This is a genomic window from Gardnerella sp. DNF01157 (assembly GCF_049244225.1).
Lineage (GTDB): Bacteria > Actinomycetota > Actinomycetes > Actinomycetales > Bifidobacteriaceae > Bifidobacterium > Bifidobacterium leopoldii.
Genome location: NZ_CP058388.1, coordinates 652023 through 670896 on the forward strand (window position 1 = coordinate 652023; position 18874 = coordinate 670896).

At 40.0% G+C, this 18874-nt stretch carries 13 protein-coding genes and 1 riboswitch; of the genes, 6 read left to right on the forward strand and 7 right to left on the reverse strand.

Features of this window, described 5'->3' with window-relative positions; genetic code table 11:
• Window positions 1-56 precede the first annotated feature (56 nt).
• The 3 genes from HXT38_RS02390 to HXT38_RS02400 all read left to right on the forward strand — a co-directional run bounded on the left by HXT38_RS02390 (window position 57) and on the right by HXT38_RS02400 (window position 5888).
• Window positions 57-2585, forward strand: a complete 2529-nt coding sequence (locus HXT38_RS02390) for a DEAD/DEAH box helicase (RefSeq protein WP_421791993.1) — start codon at window positions 57-59, stop codon at window positions 2583-2585.
• A gap of 87 nt (window positions 2586-2672) precedes the next feature.
• Entirely contained in the window at window positions 2673-4040 is a 1368-nt protein-coding gene (locus HXT38_RS02395) for a replication-associated recombination protein A (RefSeq protein WP_421791994.1), read from the forward strand.
• A 135-nt stretch (window positions 4041-4175) separates the two neighbouring features.
• Window positions 4176-5888, forward strand: a complete 1713-nt coding sequence (locus tag HXT38_RS02400; protein ID WP_421788892.1) for a PASTA domain-containing protein — start codon at window positions 4176-4178, stop codon at window positions 5886-5888.
• 188 nt (window positions 5889-6076) lie between these two features.
• Here HXT38_RS02400 and HXT38_RS02405 read toward each other — a convergent pair whose 3' ends face one another.
• The 5 genes from HXT38_RS02405 to HXT38_RS02425 all read right to left on the reverse strand — a co-directional run bounded on the left by HXT38_RS02405 (window position 6077) and on the right by HXT38_RS02425 (window position 11440).
• Window positions 6077-7204: a hypothetical protein gene (locus HXT38_RS02405; protein ID WP_421791995.1), complete on the reverse strand. Its 1128-nt coding sequence runs from the start codon at window positions 7202-7204 to the stop codon at window positions 6077-6079.
• A 74-nt stretch (window positions 7205-7278) separates the two neighbouring features.
• The gene (locus HXT38_RS02410) at window positions 7279-7776 is read right to left on the reverse strand and encodes a hypothetical protein (protein ID WP_116442733.1); all 498 of its coding nucleotides are present in this window, start codon (window positions 7774-7776) and stop codon (window positions 7279-7281) included.
• Between the two features lie 248 nt (window positions 7777-8024).
• Window positions 8025-8330, reverse strand: a complete 306-nt coding sequence (locus HXT38_RS02415) for a YhbY family RNA-binding protein (RefSeq protein ID WP_012914205.1) — start codon at window positions 8328-8330, stop codon at window positions 8025-8027.
• Between the two features lie 168 nt (window positions 8331-8498).
• Window positions 8499-10823, reverse strand: coding sequence for an energy-coupling factor transporter ATPase (locus HXT38_RS02420; protein WP_421792031.1), 2325 nt, complete (start codon window positions 10821-10823; stop codon window positions 8499-8501).
• A gap of 47 nt (window positions 10824-10870) precedes the next feature.
• Window positions 10871-11440 (reverse strand): ECF transporter S component, encoded by a 570-nt coding sequence (locus tag HXT38_RS02425; protein WP_004574293.1) that lies wholly within the window; start codon window positions 11438-11440, stop codon window positions 10871-10873.
• Between the two features lie 6 nt (window positions 11441-11446).
• Window positions 11447-11593: riboswitch (FMN riboswitch) on the reverse strand.
• Window positions 11594-11665: 72 nt separating this feature from the next.
• Here HXT38_RS02425 and HXT38_RS02430 point away from each other — a divergent pair.
• The 3 genes from HXT38_RS02430 to HXT38_RS02440 all read left to right on the forward strand — a co-directional run bounded on the left by HXT38_RS02430 (window position 11666) and on the right by HXT38_RS02440 (window position 14848).
• Complete coding sequence (locus tag HXT38_RS02430) at window positions 11666-12700, forward strand: glycosyltransferase family 2 protein (protein ID WP_004106577.1); 1035 nt, start codon at window positions 11666-11668, stop codon at window positions 12698-12700.
• Between the two features lie 93 nt (window positions 12701-12793).
• Window positions 12794-13567: a polyphosphate--glucose phosphotransferase gene (gene ppgK, locus HXT38_RS02435; protein ID WP_004108876.1), complete on the forward strand. Its 774-nt coding sequence runs from the start codon at window positions 12794-12796 to the stop codon at window positions 13565-13567.
• A gap of 93 nt (window positions 13568-13660) precedes the next feature.
• Window positions 13661-14848 carry a pyridoxal phosphate-dependent aminotransferase gene (locus tag HXT38_RS02440; RefSeq protein WP_410297063.1) on the forward strand — a complete coding sequence of 396 codons (1188 nt, stop codon included), beginning with the start codon at window positions 13661-13663 and terminating at the stop codon, window positions 14846-14848.
• A gap of 19 nt (window positions 14849-14867) precedes the next feature.
• Here the strand turns inward: HXT38_RS02440 and HXT38_RS02445 are convergent, their stop codons facing one another.
• Window positions 14868-17084 (reverse strand): beta-carotene 15,15'-monooxygenase, encoded by a 2217-nt coding sequence (locus tag HXT38_RS02445; protein ID WP_421791998.1) that lies wholly within the window; start codon window positions 17082-17084, stop codon window positions 14868-14870.
• 46 nt (window positions 17085-17130) lie between these two features.
• On the reverse strand, window positions 17131-18732 hold the full coding sequence (locus HXT38_RS02450) for an ABC-F family ATP-binding cassette domain-containing protein (protein WP_012914200.1): 1602 nt from the start codon (window positions 18730-18732) through the stop codon (window positions 17131-17133).
• Window positions 18733-18874 lie beyond the last annotated feature (142 nt).

An 18874-nucleotide genomic window follows, 5' to 3' on the forward strand; every position in this document is an offset into this window, starting at 1 on the left:
AAGAAATCGCGATTAAGCCACAAGTAAGTTAGTGTTAAGTAAAGTAGGAGCGCAATATGGCTGGTTTGAGCGAGTTAGCTTTCGATTTGCATCATGCTAGCGAAGATGAGATTTTTCAAGCATTTGTTGATTGGGTTAAAGATAACAAACATGTAGATTTGTGGCCGCATCAAGAAGAATCCGTTATGGATTTGCTTGCAGGAGACCATGTTATCTTAAACACTCCAACGGGTTCTGGAAAGTCGCTTGTCGCGCTCGGCATGCATTTTGCGGCACTCGCCACCGGCAGACGCTCCTACTATACTGCGCCAATTAAAGCTCTTGTATCCGAAAAATTCTTCGATTTAGTAGCTATTTTTGGGCGTGACAACGTTGGTATGATTACAGGCGACTCGCATATTAATGCGGATGCTCCAATAATCTGCTGCACGGCGGAAATCTTAGCAAATCAAGCTCTGCGTGAAGGCGCAAACGCTGAAGTCGATTGCGTTGCAATGGACGAATTTCACTACTATGGAGATCCAGAGCGCGGATGGGCTTGGCAAGTTCCGCTACTTACACTTCCAAATACGCAATTCTTACTTATGAGCGCAACTCTTGGAGACGTAACGGATATTGCGGAACGCTTAGAAAAATCAACAAAAAGAAACGTCGATATTATTGCAGACGCTCCAAGACCAATCCCGCTCGAATACGAGTACACAGATAAGCCGCTTGCAACAACTGTAGAACTCTTATTTAACAAGGGTTTAACGCCAATTTACGTAGTTCATTTTTCGCAAGACGCAGCTCTTGAAACAGCGCAAGCGCTCGCAAGTACTGGAGTTTCAAGCAAAGAGCAGCGAGACAAAATTGCTCAAGCCATTAAAGGTACTAAATTTACTACAGGTTTCGGCAAAATTTTGCAAAGGTTACTGCGCACTGGTGTAGGCGTACATCATGCTGGTATGCTTCCGCGCTACCGTAGGCTTGTCGAACAGCTCGCTCAGCTTGGACTTCTACCAGTTATTTGCGGTACAGACACTCTCGGCGTTGGCATTAATGTGCCAATTCACTCGGTTGTGCTTACAGCTCTTACAAAATTTGATGGGAATCGTAGTAGAAAGCTTCGCGCTCGCGAGTTTCATCAAATTGCAGGACGTGCAGGCAGAATGGGATTCGATACTGAGGGCTTAGTAGTTGCAGAGGCTCCAGAGTTCGAGATTGAGAATGCGCGCGCTGTTGCAAAAGCTGGAAATGATCCTAAAAAGCTTAAAAAAGTTAAGCGTAAGAAAGCTCCAGAAGGCTTTGTTGTTTGGGGCGAGCCAACGTTTACTAAGCTTATTGAAAGCGCTCCCGAAACTTTGAATCCTCACATGGTTGTAACGCACTCAATGATTTTGAACGAAGTTACGCAAGGTGGGGATGCTAGAGCGCGCGTCGAAAAACTTATTGAAGATAGCGCACAAAAGCCGCAAGATAAAGAAAAATTGCTTGAGCGTTGTGATGATATTTTCCAGACTTTGCTCGATACTCAAGTCATTGAATGTAGAGAGCGCGTTGACGGTTCTTGTGATTATGATCTTGATGTTGCTATGCCAGACGGTTTTGCGCTAGATCAGCCGCTTTCTCCATTCTTACTCGCAGCTTTGGAACTTCTAGCCCCAGAATCTGAAAGCTATGCGCTTGACGTAATTTCCATGGTTGAAGCAACTCTGGATGATCCTAAGCCTGTTCTTCGTGCTCAAGAGCGCAAAGCACGCGATGCTGCAATGGCTGGTATGAAGGACGATGGCATTGACTATGAGGAGCGCATGGAACGCTTAGCTGAAGTTAGCTATCCTAAGCCTCTTGAAGACTTACTAGCTCCTGCTTTTGCGCAATATCGCAAGGATGTGCCGTGGGCGAACGACTACTGGATTAAGCCTAAATCTGTGCTTCGAGACATGGTTGAAACAGCATCTGATTTTACTGGATACATTTCTCGTTATGGCATTGCTAGAAGTGAGGGAACGCTTCTTCGTTACCTTTCGGACGCTTACCGTTCTCTTGCGCGCACTGTGCCTGAAGATATGCTTAACGAAGAATTGCGTGATATTATTTCGTGGCTTCGTCTTGTTGTGCGCTCTATTGATTCAAGTCTTGTTGACGAGTGGGAGAGTGCAGGAGGATCGGATGCTGAAGCTAGCGCTGTAACTACGGCTGCGCCTTCAACTTCTGAGTCTGTAGTTGAGGATCGTCGTGGACTTATTGTGTTGATTAGAAACGCAATGTTCCGCCGTGTGCAGCTTATGGATTTGGAAGATGCGGAATCTTTGGGAGAGCTTGACAAAGCTTGGGGTTACGGCGTTCACGAGTGGAATGATGTGCTTGACGACTATTACGATGAGCACGAGTATGTTGGAATAGATGCTAAGGCTCGAAGTGGCGACTTGTTTATTTTGGATGATTCGCTTGAGAAAAGTGAACATTCGTGGAAAGTTCGGCAGATTATTGACGATTCAGATGGGGATCATAATTGGGCTATTACTGGCGTTGTCGATTTAGATACAACTCAAGATGAAGGCGAAGTTGTGTTCTTCGATTACCAAGTTTCGCACGTGTGATTTTTAAAAATGTGTTAACAGAATACGAAATGCAAGACGCAAAATGCAATCGAACGTTTGTTCTATATGTAGTGTAAGCTGGTATTTATGGAGCAGGATTTATTTGCAGCAAGTAGCGCGCCGAGTGATGTAACTCGTCCGTTGGCAGTGCGTATGCGCCCGAGCAGTATTGAAGACGTGCTAGGGCAGTTGCATGCTCTAAAAGAAGGTTCTCCTTTGCGTAGGCTTGCAAATCCGCAATCTAAAGGTTCTCTTACTGCTCCAAGTTCTGTTGTGTTGTTTGGTCCTCCGGGAGTTGGCAAAACTACGCTCGCTTATATTGTTGCTCGTCAGTCTGGTCGCGTGTTTGAAGAACTTTCTGCTGTAACTTCTGGAGTTAAAGACGTTCGAGCTGTGTTAGATCGCGCGCATGAGCGTTTAGTTAGTAATGGTCAAGAAACAGTTTTATTTATTGACGAAGTTCACCGTTTTTCTAAATCTCAGCAGGATGCTTTGCTTCCAAGCGTTGAAAATCGCGACGTAACTTTTATTGGAGCTACTACCGAAAACCCAAGCTTTTCAATTATTAAGCCGCTACTTAGTAGATCAGTAGTTGTTAAACTTGAGTCACTTAGCGTTGAAGATTTGCATACTCTTATAGAACGTGCGCTAACTAGCGAAAATGGTCTTAATAATCAGCTTAAAATCGACGATGACGCAATAGATTCTATTATTCGCTTAAGCGGGGGGGACGCTCGCAAAACTCTCACTATTTTAGAGGCGGCTGCAGGGGCAGTAACAGGAGATGTTGCGTTGCAGCATGGCAAAAAGAAGCCTGTAATTACTGCTGATATTGTTTCTAACGTAATGGATACTACTACAGTTCGTTACGACAAAGACGGCGACGATCATTACGATGTGATTTCTGCTTTTATTAAGTCGATGCGCGGAAGTGATGTTGACGCTTCTTTGCATTATTTAGCGCGAATGCTTCGAGCTGGTGAAGACCCGCGTTTTATTGCAAGGCGAATTATGATTGCTGCTGCCGAAGAAGTTGGTATGGCAGCTCCGCAAATTTTGCAAGTAACTGTTGCAGCAGCTCAAGCAGTTGCTTTAATCGGTATGCCGGAAGCGCGTATTATTCTTTCGGAAGCTGTGATTGCTGTAGCAACCGCTCCTAAATCAAACGCAAGCTACAATGCTATTAATCAGGCTTTGCAAGATGTTGATGCTGGAAATATTGGTCAAGTTCCTCTTCATTTGCGTAACGCTCCAACTGCTTTGATGAAAAGTTGGGGAAACCATGACGGGTACAAGTATGCTCACGATTATCCGGGTGCTGTAGCATCCCAACAGTACATGCCAGATGAGCTAGTTGGTCGCGAATACTATCAGCCGTCGAATCGCGGCTACGAGCAGGAGATTTCGCAACGTTTATCTCAAATCCGTGCCATTCTTCACGAATCTAACAAATAAATAAGTGCTGTGTTTGTTATTGCATCTTTGTGTTTATCGGACAGTGTAACTAGAATCGTGTGTAGATATTTCACTTAAGAGGGATTTGCTGTGTTAAAAACTCGGTAAGTGCGAGCACAGTTAAGAGAGGGAATTATGGCATTTTGTGAAAATTGTGGAAATAAACTAGAGCAGAATAGTAAGTTTTGTGATTCATGTGGCAATGTTGTTGCAAATTATTCGGATGTTGCGAATGAAAATTATAATGTGCCACCTGTAAAAGAAACTTATACTCAGCCTGGGTATATTGCAAAAAGTAGTAGCGAGAAATCTTTTACTAAATCAAAGCAATTTAAACTACTGATTGCTTCAATTGTTGCTGTAGTACTTGTTATTGCTGCTGCGGTTGCGTTTATGGTATTTTATTTACCTTCACAAAGTAGTCATACTGTTCTTATTCCTAAAGCTAGTGCATTAAAAAGTGCGCCATTGCAAAAAACTGTAGACGATCTACGTAAGCAGGGTGTGAAAGTTATTATTGTTAAAGAGTTTTCTTCTGTTAAACGTGGTGGTTTTGTTCGTTTTACTAATGTTCGTCCTGGTCAACGTGTGCAAAGTTCATCGCATGTTACTGTTATAGAATCTAAAGGTCCTGGAATTCCTAAAAAGGGTGTAGTAGGTCAGCCTCTCGAAAAAGCTAAGAAAATAGCTGAATCTATGGGCGTTCCTGTTGAAACATACAATATTATTTCTACTAATACTGGAAAAGTTATTGCAACTGACCCTATGCCAGGCTTCCCAGTTTCGAGCGGAAGTAGTGATGATGGTGTGATTCGTATTGCTGTTGGAGTTAAAGACAAAGGTATTCCTGCTGACTTGTTCGGCATGGATAAAGACGAAGCAGTAAATAAGTTGCGAGATTTAGGATTGAAAGATGTTTCATTGCACCCGCATTTCTCGTCAGAAAAGAATCTTGGTAGGATTATTTCTTCTAAGCCTGCTTTAGGTACAAAGTTTTCAGGTGGGCATGTTGACTTGTACTACGGTGTTGACGCTTCTGAAACCAAAAATGTGATGACAAAAGAAAGCGATAGCGACGATAAGTCACTCTGGGCAACGAATACCAATCCTGTAATTGGCACTTGGTGTACTAATGATGGTGACTGTATAGATTTTCAGCCATATTATTATCCGCAAAAACATCCAATGTTTACATTTTTGCGGTTACCAAATGACCCTGTATATCCTGAAGACTCTCATTTCTATGAGTATCTAACTTTGGGTAATGGCGCTCATGATCCTGGTGGGGTAATTTTTTATAAGGATAATAATAAAAACAAAGACAGTCAGATGAAGAATCATTTGATTGTTGGAGACACTGGCGCTTTTGAACTTTATCGTGGAATGGGATTGCCATATTGTGGTGAAACAGCTAATGACAATATTGGCAATATGTGTGTTAATGGTAAGTGGGTTGACGCGTTTGAACCTCCTGAAGACATTAAACAATATGGAAGTCCTGATAAAATTCCTGGCTATTGGAAAGACTCTTCGTTTAGAATGCGCGACTTCTTCCTTGTAGTTCCAGTTCATGCAAATCTTAATAAGATTGAATCTTCTGGCTATTTTGAAGGAAAAGGCAATAAAAAGCCAGATACTACAAGACCGTTTATTTTACGCAGAAATCCGAAACTGTATTCTAAAACAACTGTTGATGCTGAGCCTTACAAAGGTGCAATAGAAGATAACCCGTTCGTGCCAACAGTTAAGCACAAGGCTGTTCCGTTTAAGCCTGCTCCAGACGATAGTGTTGCATACTACTTGGTTGAAAAGCCTTTCGACTGGAGTAAGCTTCCTGAACGTGACTAAACTGCATTACATGCATCAAGCGAAGTGATATTCATTTAAAAATGAAATTTATTCGCGCAAATAAAATGCTCCATGATTGCAAAACTACTGAGACAGTTCAACACTCATGGAGCATTTAATCTATGTAATTATGTGTATTTACATACTTCATAGGAACAGAAAGTTTTGCGATGATATATTAATGTATATTACGGAATAATATGCATAGCATCAAAAGCTTCCGGAGTTCCTGAAAGATCTTCATCCCAACAACAATATCTAGAATCTTTAATAGCTATGGTAAATTTATCCCCAGTTTTTGCGTATTTTGAAAAATAAGCATCTAATTTAGAATTATCTTCTTCAGAATTTCCTTGAAGTATTAAACCTCTTGCTACAGAGGAACCTGGAGCTGAAAAACCACTTTCTGTTCCATGAAAATTAGTAACAATAAGAAGACGTTTAGTGAAAATAAATTCATTTTCACTAGATATTGTACCGTCGAAAACCTGATAACCTTTTTCTCGCCATTTCAGCACTTCTGCTTCATGCTGACGCTCTTTAGAAGTTAATTTAGTTATATTAATTAACTTATTAATTTCGCTAAGATCATCAGATTCCAAATAATTTGGCGCAGTTACTTTACCTAACTCATTACTACCTTTAGTTAGATTTGTGTCGATAGGATATTCAACTAAATAAGTTTTTTTAACAAAATCATTATTTTGCAGTTTATATATTGTTTTTTTCCATGGGAAATGAGGATCTTCCGACCAGTTATGGATCTCAGAATAACCGCCATCTGGTACTTTATTTTCAAGGAAAACAATACCATCATGATTTTTGTCAAAAAACATAGTTCCAAAATTAGTGCCATAACTAAGTATGGTTGAGGGAATGACTAACTTTTTCCCATCATATGAAAATAACCGAGCTGATATTGGTCGATCATTTTCACAAGTCTCACCATTTTGTGCTGGCAAACAATTTGGATCTACAACTTTCGCAGCAGTTACAATCAACTCAGGAATTTTGTCATTGTTAACATCCCAAAGCGAATAATAATATTTATCTGCATCACCAAATTTATACTTGCCGTTGAGATTAGTTAGTACGTCTTTATAAGCGCGGCCAGCTTGAGAACGAATGTCATCTGCATTGCGAGTATGCGGTTTTGTGATAGTGCTTATGGCACTACTGGCAACATGTTGCAGTGAAAAACCGCTATTTTGTGCAGTGTCGGCAACAAAGCAAACATACACAACCCATGTTGTAAGCCAGCATATAAGTACAACAGTCGATACGCAATAATACAGAAAATCACTATTCTTTTTCATGCCCAGCATCTCTACTTTCACAAAGTTGCAATTGTTTAATCGTATTTTGGCAAAACCTACGTTTTATGTGTAACTCATTCACCGTAATTGGAAGAAACGTCTTTCATTAAACCTGCCATGAGTGAGCCGTTGTCTATTTTGGAAAGATTATTAGCATTTCCAACAATCATAACGTCACCAGCAGTAGTTGGGAAAATCATTACAGAACATGGGTCGCTAACAATAAAAATATGATTGTCGTCATTCATGTCGAATGGGTTGCCGTTTTTATAAAGAATATTTTCTAATTTTTTATGATTTGCGTCAGAAGAAGGAAACTCATCAAGTACGCATGATGCGGCTTGTTGAAAATTGTCACCAGTTCCAACTTTTATAATCGCATTATCTCCTCCGAGAGCGTAGCTGCGTTTTATTGGTAAATGGCACTTTTCGCTAATAGCGTTAAGATCTGGTTTTATATTAAGTAAGTGGCGCAATCCGCTAAAAGAAGGATTGTGCTGAACGCAATAGCACAAACCAGCTAATATAGCGACAACAACGAATCCCCAAAAATAACTTTTAGCTTTACTCATAATAAACCTCCATCTCAAGCATGATACAAAATAAGCATCGCTGACTCAGTTTTCGAATCAATCAATCTCTCTTAAGCGAAATTCTTACATGCAATTCTATCTATATGCGCTGATAAGAAAACATGCAAAAATTATGCGTATTTTTGGCTTGATTACGTAATTTATATAGCTTCTCATAAGCAAAATGGACCTCTCAAATTAGAGAAGCCCATTCGTATACGATTTAAACGGCGTGTTAATCTAAATCATTATTCACGCACAAGCATAATGTGGTCAACGCTGTCTAATGGAGATACGCGGAACAAAACAAAACGATTGCCAATTACTTGCACGACTTCGGCGCCGAGCTTTTGAGCAAGTGCATCAGCAGCTTCTTTAGCGCTTAATCCGGAACCATCTTGCACAGAGCACTTCATGAGCTCGTGGTACTGCATGGTTTCGTCTGCTTGCTTCACAGCTGCATCAGTAATATCGTTCTTGCCAACGTATAAAAGTGGGCTAAGCGTATTAGCGAGCGCGCGGAGCTGCTTAATCTGCTTTTTTGTCAATGCCATAAGGCGTCCTTTCAAATGCAAGTTTTATAACGCAAATATTACATAAATTACATAGTGCTTAACGGATTATACAGTATATTGCGAATTGTTGTATGTGATAATGCAAATTTATTTATTCCGTATTTATTGCGCTTGCTGCAAAGGGTGAAATATTTTCAAAATTTTTTATTACAAAGGTAGCATTTTGCACACAATAATCGCGCTTACAACACCAAGAGTAACTACTGATAGCAGCACATCTTTTATACGCATTTTCCATGAGTGCAAGTGAGTTCTTTCAGCTCCAGGCGTGTAACAGCGTGCATCTAATGCGAGCGCAAGAGTGTCAGCATGGCGAATTACTCCTGCAAAACCTGGCACTATTAAAGCTGTTATAGCGTGTACTCGTTGCTTAAAAGAACCATCTCGAATGCTACTTCCTCGAGCGATTTGCGCTAGTGCCACAGAGTGCGCTTCTGCACTGAGTGTTGGTAAGAACCGTAGCGCTAGGCTCATAATAAGTGCTATTTCTTGCGTTGGTATTCCAATATGTCGAAGTGGTGATAGTAATCGTGTGCAAGATTCGTTAAGCGTTGTCTGACTCATTGTTAGCACTAGAACTGCTCCAATGATAATAACAAGCGAGAATCGTGTTGCAAAAAGTATTGCATAATTAATTCCATCAGTTGTAATAGGAATAGTTGCAATATTTGCTAGCACTGTACCAGTTCGCACTGCCAGAATGTTAAGTAATCCAGAGAAAACAAATATTGCAATAATCATGTGCAGTGAAGCAATAAGCTTAACAAATGGTATTTTTGCAGCAACAGTTAGAGTAAATGTTACAAAAGCAAGAATAGCTAACTGTATGTAGTTAGTAATACTAAAAGCACTTAGCATAAGAATAAAGCATGATAGCAGCGTCGCGCGTGGGTCAAAAGATTGAAGTAGCGAAGTTGTTTTTGCTTTTGCGGAACTTTCTTTGTTTTTGGTATTTTCAATATTTTTTGCTGTGCTGCATTCTTTATTGCTTGCTTTATTCCTTGTTTTCAATGTTACTAATCTTGCGCCTAAATCTTCTACTTCTTGAAGATTATGCGTAATAAGTATTATGGTTACGCCTTGATTGTGTAGCATTCCAAGAATTTCTCGAATACGTAACGCAGCTTCAAAATCTAATCCAGCTGTTGGCTCATCCAGTACGAGCACGCGTGGCTTGCAAGCTAAAACGCCAGCTATTGCAACAAGACGCTGCTGACCTCCAGAAAGCGCAAAAGGTGATTTTTCAGCCAAATTCTCAAGGCTCAATAAGCGTAGGGTTTCATCCACACGTTCTTTAAGAGCATTGCCTTTCAGCCCAAAATTTTTTGGCCCATACGAAACATCGTTCCGTACTGTATCAGCAAAAAGCTGTTGTTCTGGCAGTTGCATAACGTAGCCAATTGTTTGATGTAGCTTTTGTCGTATTATTTTAGATGTTTTACCTCTAACAGATATACCATGCACTGTTATGTTTCCTGAATTGGCTTTTAACAATCCACACATTGTTTTAACAAGAGTTGATTTACCGCAGCCGTTTTCGCCCATTATTGCAACTGTTTCGCCACTTTTAACAGTGAGTGAATAATCGTCAATAACAGCTGGAGAAGTTTTATCATATTTAACAGTTAGTCCGGAAATTTCTACAGCGATATCTGACTCATTTTCTTTGAATCTGCTATCTGTTAAGTTTTTGTTCTTGCTGATTTTAGTTAAATGATTATTAGCCAACTCAATATTAGAAAGGTAAGTTTTTAAACCATTAAAGCTTACTTCTTTCAGTATGCCATTTTTTAGTAGAAGTATGCGATTTGCTCGTTTGCATTCCTCAAAATTGTGTGTAATTTGAACAATAGTAGTGCCATTTTTATGCAAATTATCGAATAAAGCATCAACGTCTTTGCGAGCGAACGAGTCGAGCATAGAAGTAGGTTCGTCAAGAACAAGCAGTTTAGAATTCATAGCAATAGCGCTTGCTAAAGCTACTCGTTGCTGCTGTCCTCCGCTCATAGTGCTAGGGTCATCGTAACGCTTATCTTCCATGTGAACAGTTTTTAAAGCTTCACTGATACGCTTATACATTGTTTTTCGAGGGAATTGCAAATTTTCTAGTCCGAAAGCAATATCTTCTTCAGTAATTGTTGTAATAATCTGGTCTTCAGGACTTTGGAAAAGTGCGCCAATATATTTTCGTGCATTTTTATATGATTCAGCACAAGCAGTAGTATTTTCAAAAACTTTTTCACCGCATAATGTAACGTAACCGCTATCTGGTGCCGTTAAACCTGCAATAATTTTTGCCAAGGTTGACTTACCAGAACCGTTTAATCCCACAATTGCCACGCGCTCGCCAGCATTAATTGTAAGACTTAAATTATTAAGCGTCCAAGTTTTTCCATCATCGTAGCTAAAGCAAATATTTCGCAACACTACTTGCGCATTGTTTTCAATCATGTGCTTTTTAGCTTCGTTCATGCTACTACTTGTGCTGATATTATGCATAATTATGCCGCTTAGAATTATTATTTATTTTCGTGTAGCAGGTTGGAAATTGGTTTGTAAATAAGCATAGTTACTACAACGTGAAGTGCAAGTTTAATAATATTAAACGGTAGCAGTGCTGGAATAATAAGAGCTACAACCTGTGAAACAGTCATGTGAGCATAAAGTGGCGTAATAACAAGATTTCCAGCTATTGCAAGAGCAATAGCAATAATTGATCCTGCCAAAAGTCCGATTATTGCGCCTTTTCTGGTATGCATTTTTTTGTAAATTAATGCCGCTGTGACGCTAGCTCCTAAAGATACTAGCACTGCCATAACTGTGCCTAGTGGATTGGTAAATAAGTGCGGTGCGAAACCTAGTATGCTTACTATTGCTGCAGCTGCAGGACCATATGCGAATCCTGCAACTAGGCATACTATTCCTGAAGGATCATATTTTAAATACGACAAGTCTGGAATAAGTGGAAATTCTATGAAACTTACAGCCATTGAAAGTGCCACGAATAGAGCGTATTTTGCTATTTTTTCGCTAGACCAGTTAGAGTTCTTTGCATAAGTTTGGTGATTATTTGTATTAGAAATGCCCATGATGGGTCTCCGTTTCTTTCATCCGGACTGTAACCGTTGGCTTCGGAATTTAACCGAATCAGCAGCTTGTAAGCCGCTCGCGGGCTTCAAAAACGCATGAAATACGTATTTTGTTACCGCCAGTAAGGATTTTCACCTTCCCTGAAACTAACTATTCTTTTGTATCTCATGCTAAGAACATTGTTGTGATAATTGTGTGGCGAGGGTAGGTGCGAGAATACAAGTATGAGCAATACGAGTGCATCAAAAAAAATTACTACTAATAACGCAACTAGCATTGATAAATTAGCTATTGTTGTTGTCACTTATAAGCGTCAAGAGCTTTTGGAGAATTTATTCCATTCGTTTGAATGTTTAAAAGAATGCCCTTGGCGTATTGTCGTTGTTGACAATGAGTGCAGTGACAAAACCGGCGAAATGGTTGCTCGTCTTGAAGCTTCTTTAACTAATCGTTGGGGTAAAGCTCAAAAAGATTGTGAAGGCAATGAACTTCATGTTGTGTATGCTCCTCAAGATGAAAATCTTGGTGGTGCTGGCGGTTTTAGTGCTGGTGTTAAAAAAGCTTATGAACTTGGAGCTAAGTGGTTCTGGGTTATGGATGACGATGTTGAAACAGTGCCTGAATCTATTGAGCGTCTTGCTCCTTGGACTAAGCGTCATGCTGTTGTTCAAGGAAGTCGTTTAGATTATGACGGTGGTAAATTCTACTGGCAGTACGATTTTTTGGTTCCGCTTGGTATTCCAAATCCTATTGCGCCTGCTGCTTTCGGCAGAGCTGGATACAAAGTTATGAATACGATGTGTTTTGAGGGCGGTTTGATTCGTCGAGATATAGTTGAAAAAATCGGCTTCCCGGATTCGCGCTACTTTATTTACTGGGATGATACTACTTACGGGTATCTTGCGAGTAAGGTTACGAATCCTATTGTTGTTCCGGATATTATTCTTCGTCGCACTCGTGATATTCCTAATTGGGATATTGCAGGAGTGCGTCAGCTAAATTCAACATCGGACATGAATCGTTATCATATTATGCGAAATAGAGGCTTTATGGCTCGCTACTTTATGGTTCATGGCGATTTTCGTCCGTTTATGTTTGCGCTTGGAACTGCTTTAACAGCTGCTAAAGAGCTTATTCGTTTGATAGCTGTCGATCGTGAGCATATTATTTCGGGTATTGGTAAATTGTTTACCGGTTGGATTGATTCTCGAAAAATTTTGCACGATCAAGACTGGAAACCTATGCCTTCGTTGAAGTAGAAGTTAGTAAACAGTAAGCGTGTCGTATCAAATATACGATAGAATACTGGTAATTGTCCATACAGCACACATTCAGAGGGGAGTGTTAGTGAAATGATTGACACTGCACAAGCATTTGGCGTCGATATTGGTGGATCCGGTATTAAGGCTGCTCCAGTAAATTTGGAAAAGGGAGAGTTCGCAGAACCTCGATACAAAATTCTCACTCCTGCGGTTTCTACGCCTCAAGCAGTTGCAGATATTGTTCGTCAGCAGCTTGAACATTTTGAAGTACCTGCAGATGTTCCTGTTGGAATTGCATTCCCTGCTCCAATTAAGCCTGGTAAGAAGCTCGATTTTATGGCAAATCTTGACCAGTCTTGGATTGGTGTTGATGTTACTGAAGTCTTTAGCGAGGCTTGTGGTCGTCCTGTAACAGTAGTTAACGATGCCGATGCTGCTGGTTTAGCTGAGCAGCGTTTTGGTGCGGCGAAAGACAAGGATGGCTTGGTTATTGCTACTACTCTTGGCACTGGTATCGGCACGGCTTTGATTTACAACGGTGTGCTTATTCCAAACACTGAGCTTGGTCATATTCAGCTTGAAAAAGGTAAGGGCGATGCTGAAAAGTACGCTGCTTCTTCTGTTCGTGAAAAGTTGGATATGGGCTATAAGAAGTGGGCTAAGCGTTTGACTAAGTACTACGGCCTGATGGAAAAGTATTTCAACCCAGATTTGTTTGTTGTTGGTGGCGGTGTTAGCCGCGTAAGCGAAAAGTTCTTGCCGCATATCGATATTAAAACTCCTATTGTTGTTGCAACATTGCATAATGAGGCTGGAATTATTGGTGCAGCTTACTATGCAATGCAAAAGATGCAGCAAAACTAAAAAATAACTAAATATTATTTGTTATCTATTGAGCTGGGTGAGCAGTTTATGCTGCAGCCCAGCTTTTGTTATGCCAAGTGTTAGGGTAGTTTCGTGCGATTTTCTTCTAGAGTAGATGTGAGTGAGCCAAATCCTATTATTTTAGCTCAGAGAAAAGCTATTTTTAATGGTGTAAAGCTTACTAAATTAAACGATTCCAATCCAACGTCTCACGGCTTAGCGCCTAAATGTTTAAGTGGACGTTACACAGCAGACCCTAGGGGTCCTAAGGAAATTCGCGATATTCTTTCGAACTTTATCAATAAGCGAGATAACCGCACTGAAAAGTCTGTTCCATCAAAGCTTAATCCAGATCAGCTTTATGTGCTTTCTTCAACTTCTCAAGCTTACGCATGGCTTATGATGCTTTTATGTGATGCAGGGGATGCCGTTATGGGACCAACTCCTGGATATCCTCTTATAGAGTCTATTGCGCGCTTGCAATGTGTGAATGCAATACCGTATCCTTTGCACTATGATGGTTCTTGGACTATTGATATTGCGCGTGTTAGAGAACTTTTAGAAGATGCGTCTTTGCGTATTAAAGCTCTTGTGCTTATTAATCCAAATAATCCTACAGGCTCATATGTCAAGCCTGAAGAACGTGGAATACTATTGCAATTATGTCGTGATAATGGTGTTGCGATTATTGCAGACGAAGTATTTTATGAATATTCGCTTGAACCTTTTGCTGGAAATGCTCGTCTTGCTGGAGAATCTTCTACTTTAGTTTTTGCGCTTGATGGATTCTCCAAAATGCTTGCTGCTCCTCACGCAAAAGTTGGTTGGATTGAAGTTTCAGGTCCTAAAGATGATGTTTATGAAGCACAAAAAAGGCTTGACGTTATAGCGGATGATTTTTTGCCTATTGGTAATACTGTTTCTGAGCGAATACCAGAATTATTGCAATATGCATCTTCTCAAAGCGCTATTGTACGAAATCGTATTATTAATAATCTGCATACGCTTCGAGAAACGTTGGCATCCACGCCTAAATGCTGTGTTAGCGCGTTGCGTGCGGAGGGCGGATGGAATATTTTATTGCGTGTACCATCTTGCATTGACGATGATGTATTAGCTTTGAGATTGATGAAAGATTATAATTTAGTTTCTCAACCTGGATATTATTTCGATATGCCAGTTAATGGGTATTTAGCATTGTCATTATTGCCAGAGCCGCAACAGTTTATTAGCGGATTGCATGCGCTTCTTCGAACTGTAGATGCATTGTTAGAAGAATAGTAATTATATAAATAATTATTTAAAACAATGTCATCCAACTTCTAAACGCGAACCATAAGTTTGGGTTAAAACGAAGCGTGCTGTCTTCACGTCCTGTAACAAACCAACTGAGTACAGCGATAGCAATAGCAGCAAATAGCAATACTGCTACAAGTAAGCGTATTGTGTAAGCAATAGTTTTTTTATGTAAAGAATTTTCTGATTGCAAAGTGGATGCATATTCTAAAAGCAAGCTAATTCCAATTGCGGCAGCTATAGCAAAAGACCACGCAAAATCAGCAATATATCTCCATCCGATACCAGCTTTTAAGCTGTCAAAAACAATAAGAACAAGCCCAACTATTATAGCTATTACGCTTGTTTGCCAAGCAATATGCGTGCGGCAGCGTTTTTTCATAATAAATACGCATATTATGCCAACTAATGCCAATGGTGAAAGTGTAAACATTCCGCCAATCATAGGCTCTGCATATTGCCAACGGTCAAATGCAATAGGCTGAATACCAATCCAAGGAAAAGTTGGAATAAAACGCAAAGGTAGCGCAATATAGCTGAAAATAGACGGCAAAATATTTTGTGACGGCAAACGCATAGTCGTCATGTCAGTAATAGTTATTTGATACTCATTGCCAAAATTTAACGGTGAGCCAAAGCGCAAAAGATTATAAACGCCAAATGGAATTGCAGTAATTACGCATGGCAGTATCCAAGCTGCAAAATATTTAAAAGGCTTATGCCATGAAGAAACTTGTTTCCAGTTGCGCAAAATATTTGGTAAATCTTTTTCTATATGCGAATAAATTGCAGGAAGTGCAAAAAGAACGGCTATAGAAAAAGTAGGTCTACATCCTAAATTTAATGCAATAAAGAAAGAACCTAAAACAATATTTAGCAAAGAGTGTGTTTTATTAAAACCTAGGTAGCACCACAATCCAAGAGATGTGAAGAAAAGTGAGGCTGCCATAGGTACGGAATAAAATGACGTTCTAAACCACAAATACACTGTATTTGAAGTAATGAAGAATAAAGCAAGAACAATGGATGTCGTTCCTAAAGATACTTTTTTTGAAGTCTGCTCAATAATTCGAATAACCAATAGGGAGCCTGCGATAAGAAAACCAATTAAGAATATTATCGTAGCTACTGTTGTTGGAAGCATAGAGCCTTCAGGAGTCCATAGTCTTGAAATAATGCGATAAGGCAAAAATAGCAATATTGCTGGAAGAACTCCGAAGTAGGAATACCAGTGACCTTTGTAGTATGCGTAATCCCAATACATATGTTGTACTGAGTGGTTTAACAAATTATTTCTAGCCGTAGGGTCGTAAGGATTTTGCAAGTGTTCTAACTCATTAGGAACAGGAAGATTTAAATGCACCTGACCTTTTAACAATGCGTCTGCAGTGTGGGCATATTGATCAAAATCATATGCATAATTACCGTTTGTGTAAAAATGCATAGGAGTTGCGTTTCGTAAATTCCAAAAAATAGTTATTAACCCAACAGCAATAAATGGAAGAAGAGAAGCAGCAAAGCAGCAACGTTGAATAAGACTATGAGTGTTGAGTTTAATTTTCCAAAGCTTGGACCAAGGATTCCAAAGCGTAACAAGAAATGCAAAAATAGCAAGTATTAATACGCGACCCCATGACCACCTAAAAGGCACTCGAACGTTTGCTCTTGAGTCTTCAATATTCAATATTGATCCTATTGGATGTTGCAGCCACACTCTAACAATGCAAGATTTTCCTACTGCTTGTTTTGGAAGTTTAAGCAAAGATGGGTTTAGAGAAGCAGTGTTTGTGCTTTGAGGTTTGCTTAAGTATTTGTTTGCTTCAACTAAAACATTGATGTTTGAAATAAGATTATTATTTTTGCTTTTCTTTTTAATAATCGCAGGCTCTAAGCGAATATAAGGCGAACTTCCATCGGATGTTACTTCTAAATATGCTTCTGAAGGATCCGTTATAAGAATGCCGCCGGAAGCTAAGCGTCTAATTCCAGAACCTATATCGTTGTGTGCAGAAATGCTATCTGTGCTTCCTGTAACACTACTCCAAAATGGCAGATTTCCAATAGAACATTCAAATAAGGTTATAAGAATTATTACGATGAATGGTATTCGCAAAAAATGTAGCGTACGTTTTATGCAATGTTTGTCAATTTGATTGCTTATACGACTGTTGTCACTATTTGCCGTATTTGGCAAAGTCTTAGACGCGTACGTTGAAATCACTGCTTAACCATTCTATTGCACAATTCAAGTAATTCAGTTCAACATTTTACTCTTCGGCAACTAAATCGAGATATTCGTCATTCCACAAGTCTTCGTCGCCATCAGGCATGAGTAGCACTCGCTCAGGTTGTAAGGCTTGAACTGCACCCTCATCGTGTGTAACAAGAACAATTGCTCCCTCATACTTTGCAATAGCTTTAAGTATTTCATCTCGAGATGCTGGGTCTAAGTTGTTAGTAGGTTCGTCTAGTAGTAGCACATTGGCCTTGGAAGTGACTAGTGTTGCAAGTGCTAGACGCGTTTTTTCGCCACCTGAAAGCACTCTTGCAGGCTTCATTGCGTCGTCGCCGGAAAACAGGAAGCTGCCAAGCATAGAACGTGCTTGCGTGTCATCCAGGTTTGGTGCAACATGCTGAAGGTTTTCCAAAACTGTAGAATCCAAGTCTAATGTATCGTGTTCCTGTGCAAAATAACCGATTTTGCATCCGTGTCCGTATTGAACTTCACCAGTATCTGCTGTTTCTTCTCCTGCCAAAATGCGTAATGTTGTTGTTTTTCCAGCACCGTTATAGCCTAGAATGACAACGCGTGAACCTTTGTCTATAGCAAGATTAATTCCAGCGAAAACAATATTAGAACCATACGCTTTGGAAATATCTTTTGCCATAATTGGAGTTTTTCCGCATGCAGCTGGTTCTGGAAAACGAATATCTGCAACTTTTTCTTGTTTTTGAGCTTCACTTGTTTCGCTTAATAGGCGTTCAGCTCTTCGCATCATGTTTTGAGCAGCAACTGCTTTTGTAGCTTTAGCATGCAAGCGAATGCCTTGTTTCATAAGGCGTTCAGCTTTCTTTTCTGCAACTTCTCGTTCGCGACGACGTCTTTCTTCGTCTACTACGCGCTGATGCAAGTATGCTTTCCAACCCATTGAGTACATGTCTATTTTTGCAAGTTGCGCATCTAAATGCCATACTTTGTTGACTACTTCGTCTAGTAATTCTGTGGAGTGAGAAATTACTAGGAATCCGCCTTCAAATCGTTTAAGATAATTGCGCAACCATATTATTGAGTCTGCGTCTAAGTGGTTTGTAGGCTCATCGAGAATTAATGTATCTGCGTCAGAAAACAGAATTCTAGCAAGTTCTATGCGGCGACGTTGACCACCTGAAAGTGTTCCTAAAGCTTGTTGCATAACTTCTTGTGGAAGTCCCAAGCTTGTTGCCATCGATATTGCTTCAGATTGCACTGAATAACCGCCTGCTTTTTCAAAATCTTGCATTGCTTTGTCGTAGCGGTTCATAGCTTTAGTCATTATGTCTGGATCTGGATCTGTCATTTCTTTTTCCGCTTTGCGAATACGCGAAACGATAGAAGCAATATCTCGAGCACTCATAATGCGATCTATAACACTTTGCTCTGGGTCTGCTGCGTGCGTGTCTTGAGGTAAGTAGCCTAAACCTCCACTAACTCTAACCGAGCCTCCTGCTGGCAGCATGTCTCCTGTAATAACGCGAGTAAGCGTAGTTTTGCCTGCGCCGTTTCTGCCGACTAAACCGATCTTATCTCCCTTTGTGACGTGAAAATCGGTAGGATTTAACAGCGTTCGCGCACCAATCTGAATGGTTAAAGCTTGTGCGTCAATAGGCATAATGTCTGTTCCGTTCCCCAAAATTTAGGCTGTTAGTATTTATTACTTATAAAAGTCATAACCAAACTCACCATTATACTGCTTACTGGTAACGAATACAGCATGTGGTTGATAGTCAAATACTTTACTTTTTCGAACACTT

Excerpts from the sequence above, each read along its gene's own strand:
- HXT38_RS02405 (WP_421791995.1), bottom strand. The coding sequence starts at position 7,204 with ATGAAAAAGAATAGTGATTTTCTGTATTATTGCGTATCGACTGTTGTA.
- HXT38_RS02430 (WP_004106577.1), top strand. The coding sequence starts at position 11,666 with ATGAGCAATACGAGTGCATCAAAAAAAATTACTACTAATAACGCAACT.
- HXT38_RS02450 (WP_012914200.1), bottom strand. The coding sequence starts at position 18,732 with ATGCCTATTGACGCACAAGCTTTAACCATTCAGATTGGTGCGCGAACG.
- HXT38_RS02400 (WP_421788892.1), top strand. The coding sequence starts at position 4,176 with ATGGCATTTTGTGAAAATTGTGGAAATAAACTAGAGCAGAATAGTAAG.
- HXT38_RS02410 (WP_116442733.1), bottom strand. The coding sequence starts at position 7,776 with ATGAGTAAAGCTAAAAGTTATTTTTGGGGATTCGTTGTTGTCGCTATA.
- HXT38_RS02395 (WP_421791994.1), top strand. The coding sequence starts at position 2,673 with ATGGAGCAGGATTTATTTGCAGCAAGTAGCGCGCCGAGTGATGTAACT.
- HXT38_RS02415 (WP_012914205.1), bottom strand. The coding sequence starts at position 8,330 with ATGGCATTGACAAAAAAGCAGATTAAGCAGCTCCGCGCGCTCGCTAAT.
- HXT38_RS02420 (WP_421792031.1), bottom strand. The coding sequence starts at position 10,823 with ATGAACGAAGCTAAAAAGCACATGATTGAAAACAATGCGCAAGTAGTG.
- ppgK (WP_004108876.1), top strand. The coding sequence starts at position 12,794 with ATGATTGACACTGCACAAGCATTTGGCGTCGATATTGGTGGATCCGGT.
- HXT38_RS02390 (WP_421791993.1), top strand. The coding sequence starts at position 57 with ATGGCTGGTTTGAGCGAGTTAGCTTTCGATTTGCATCATGCTAGCGAA.
- HXT38_RS02425 (WP_004574293.1), bottom strand. The coding sequence starts at position 11,440 with ATGGGCATTTCTAATACAAATAATCACCAAACTTATGCAAAGAACTCT.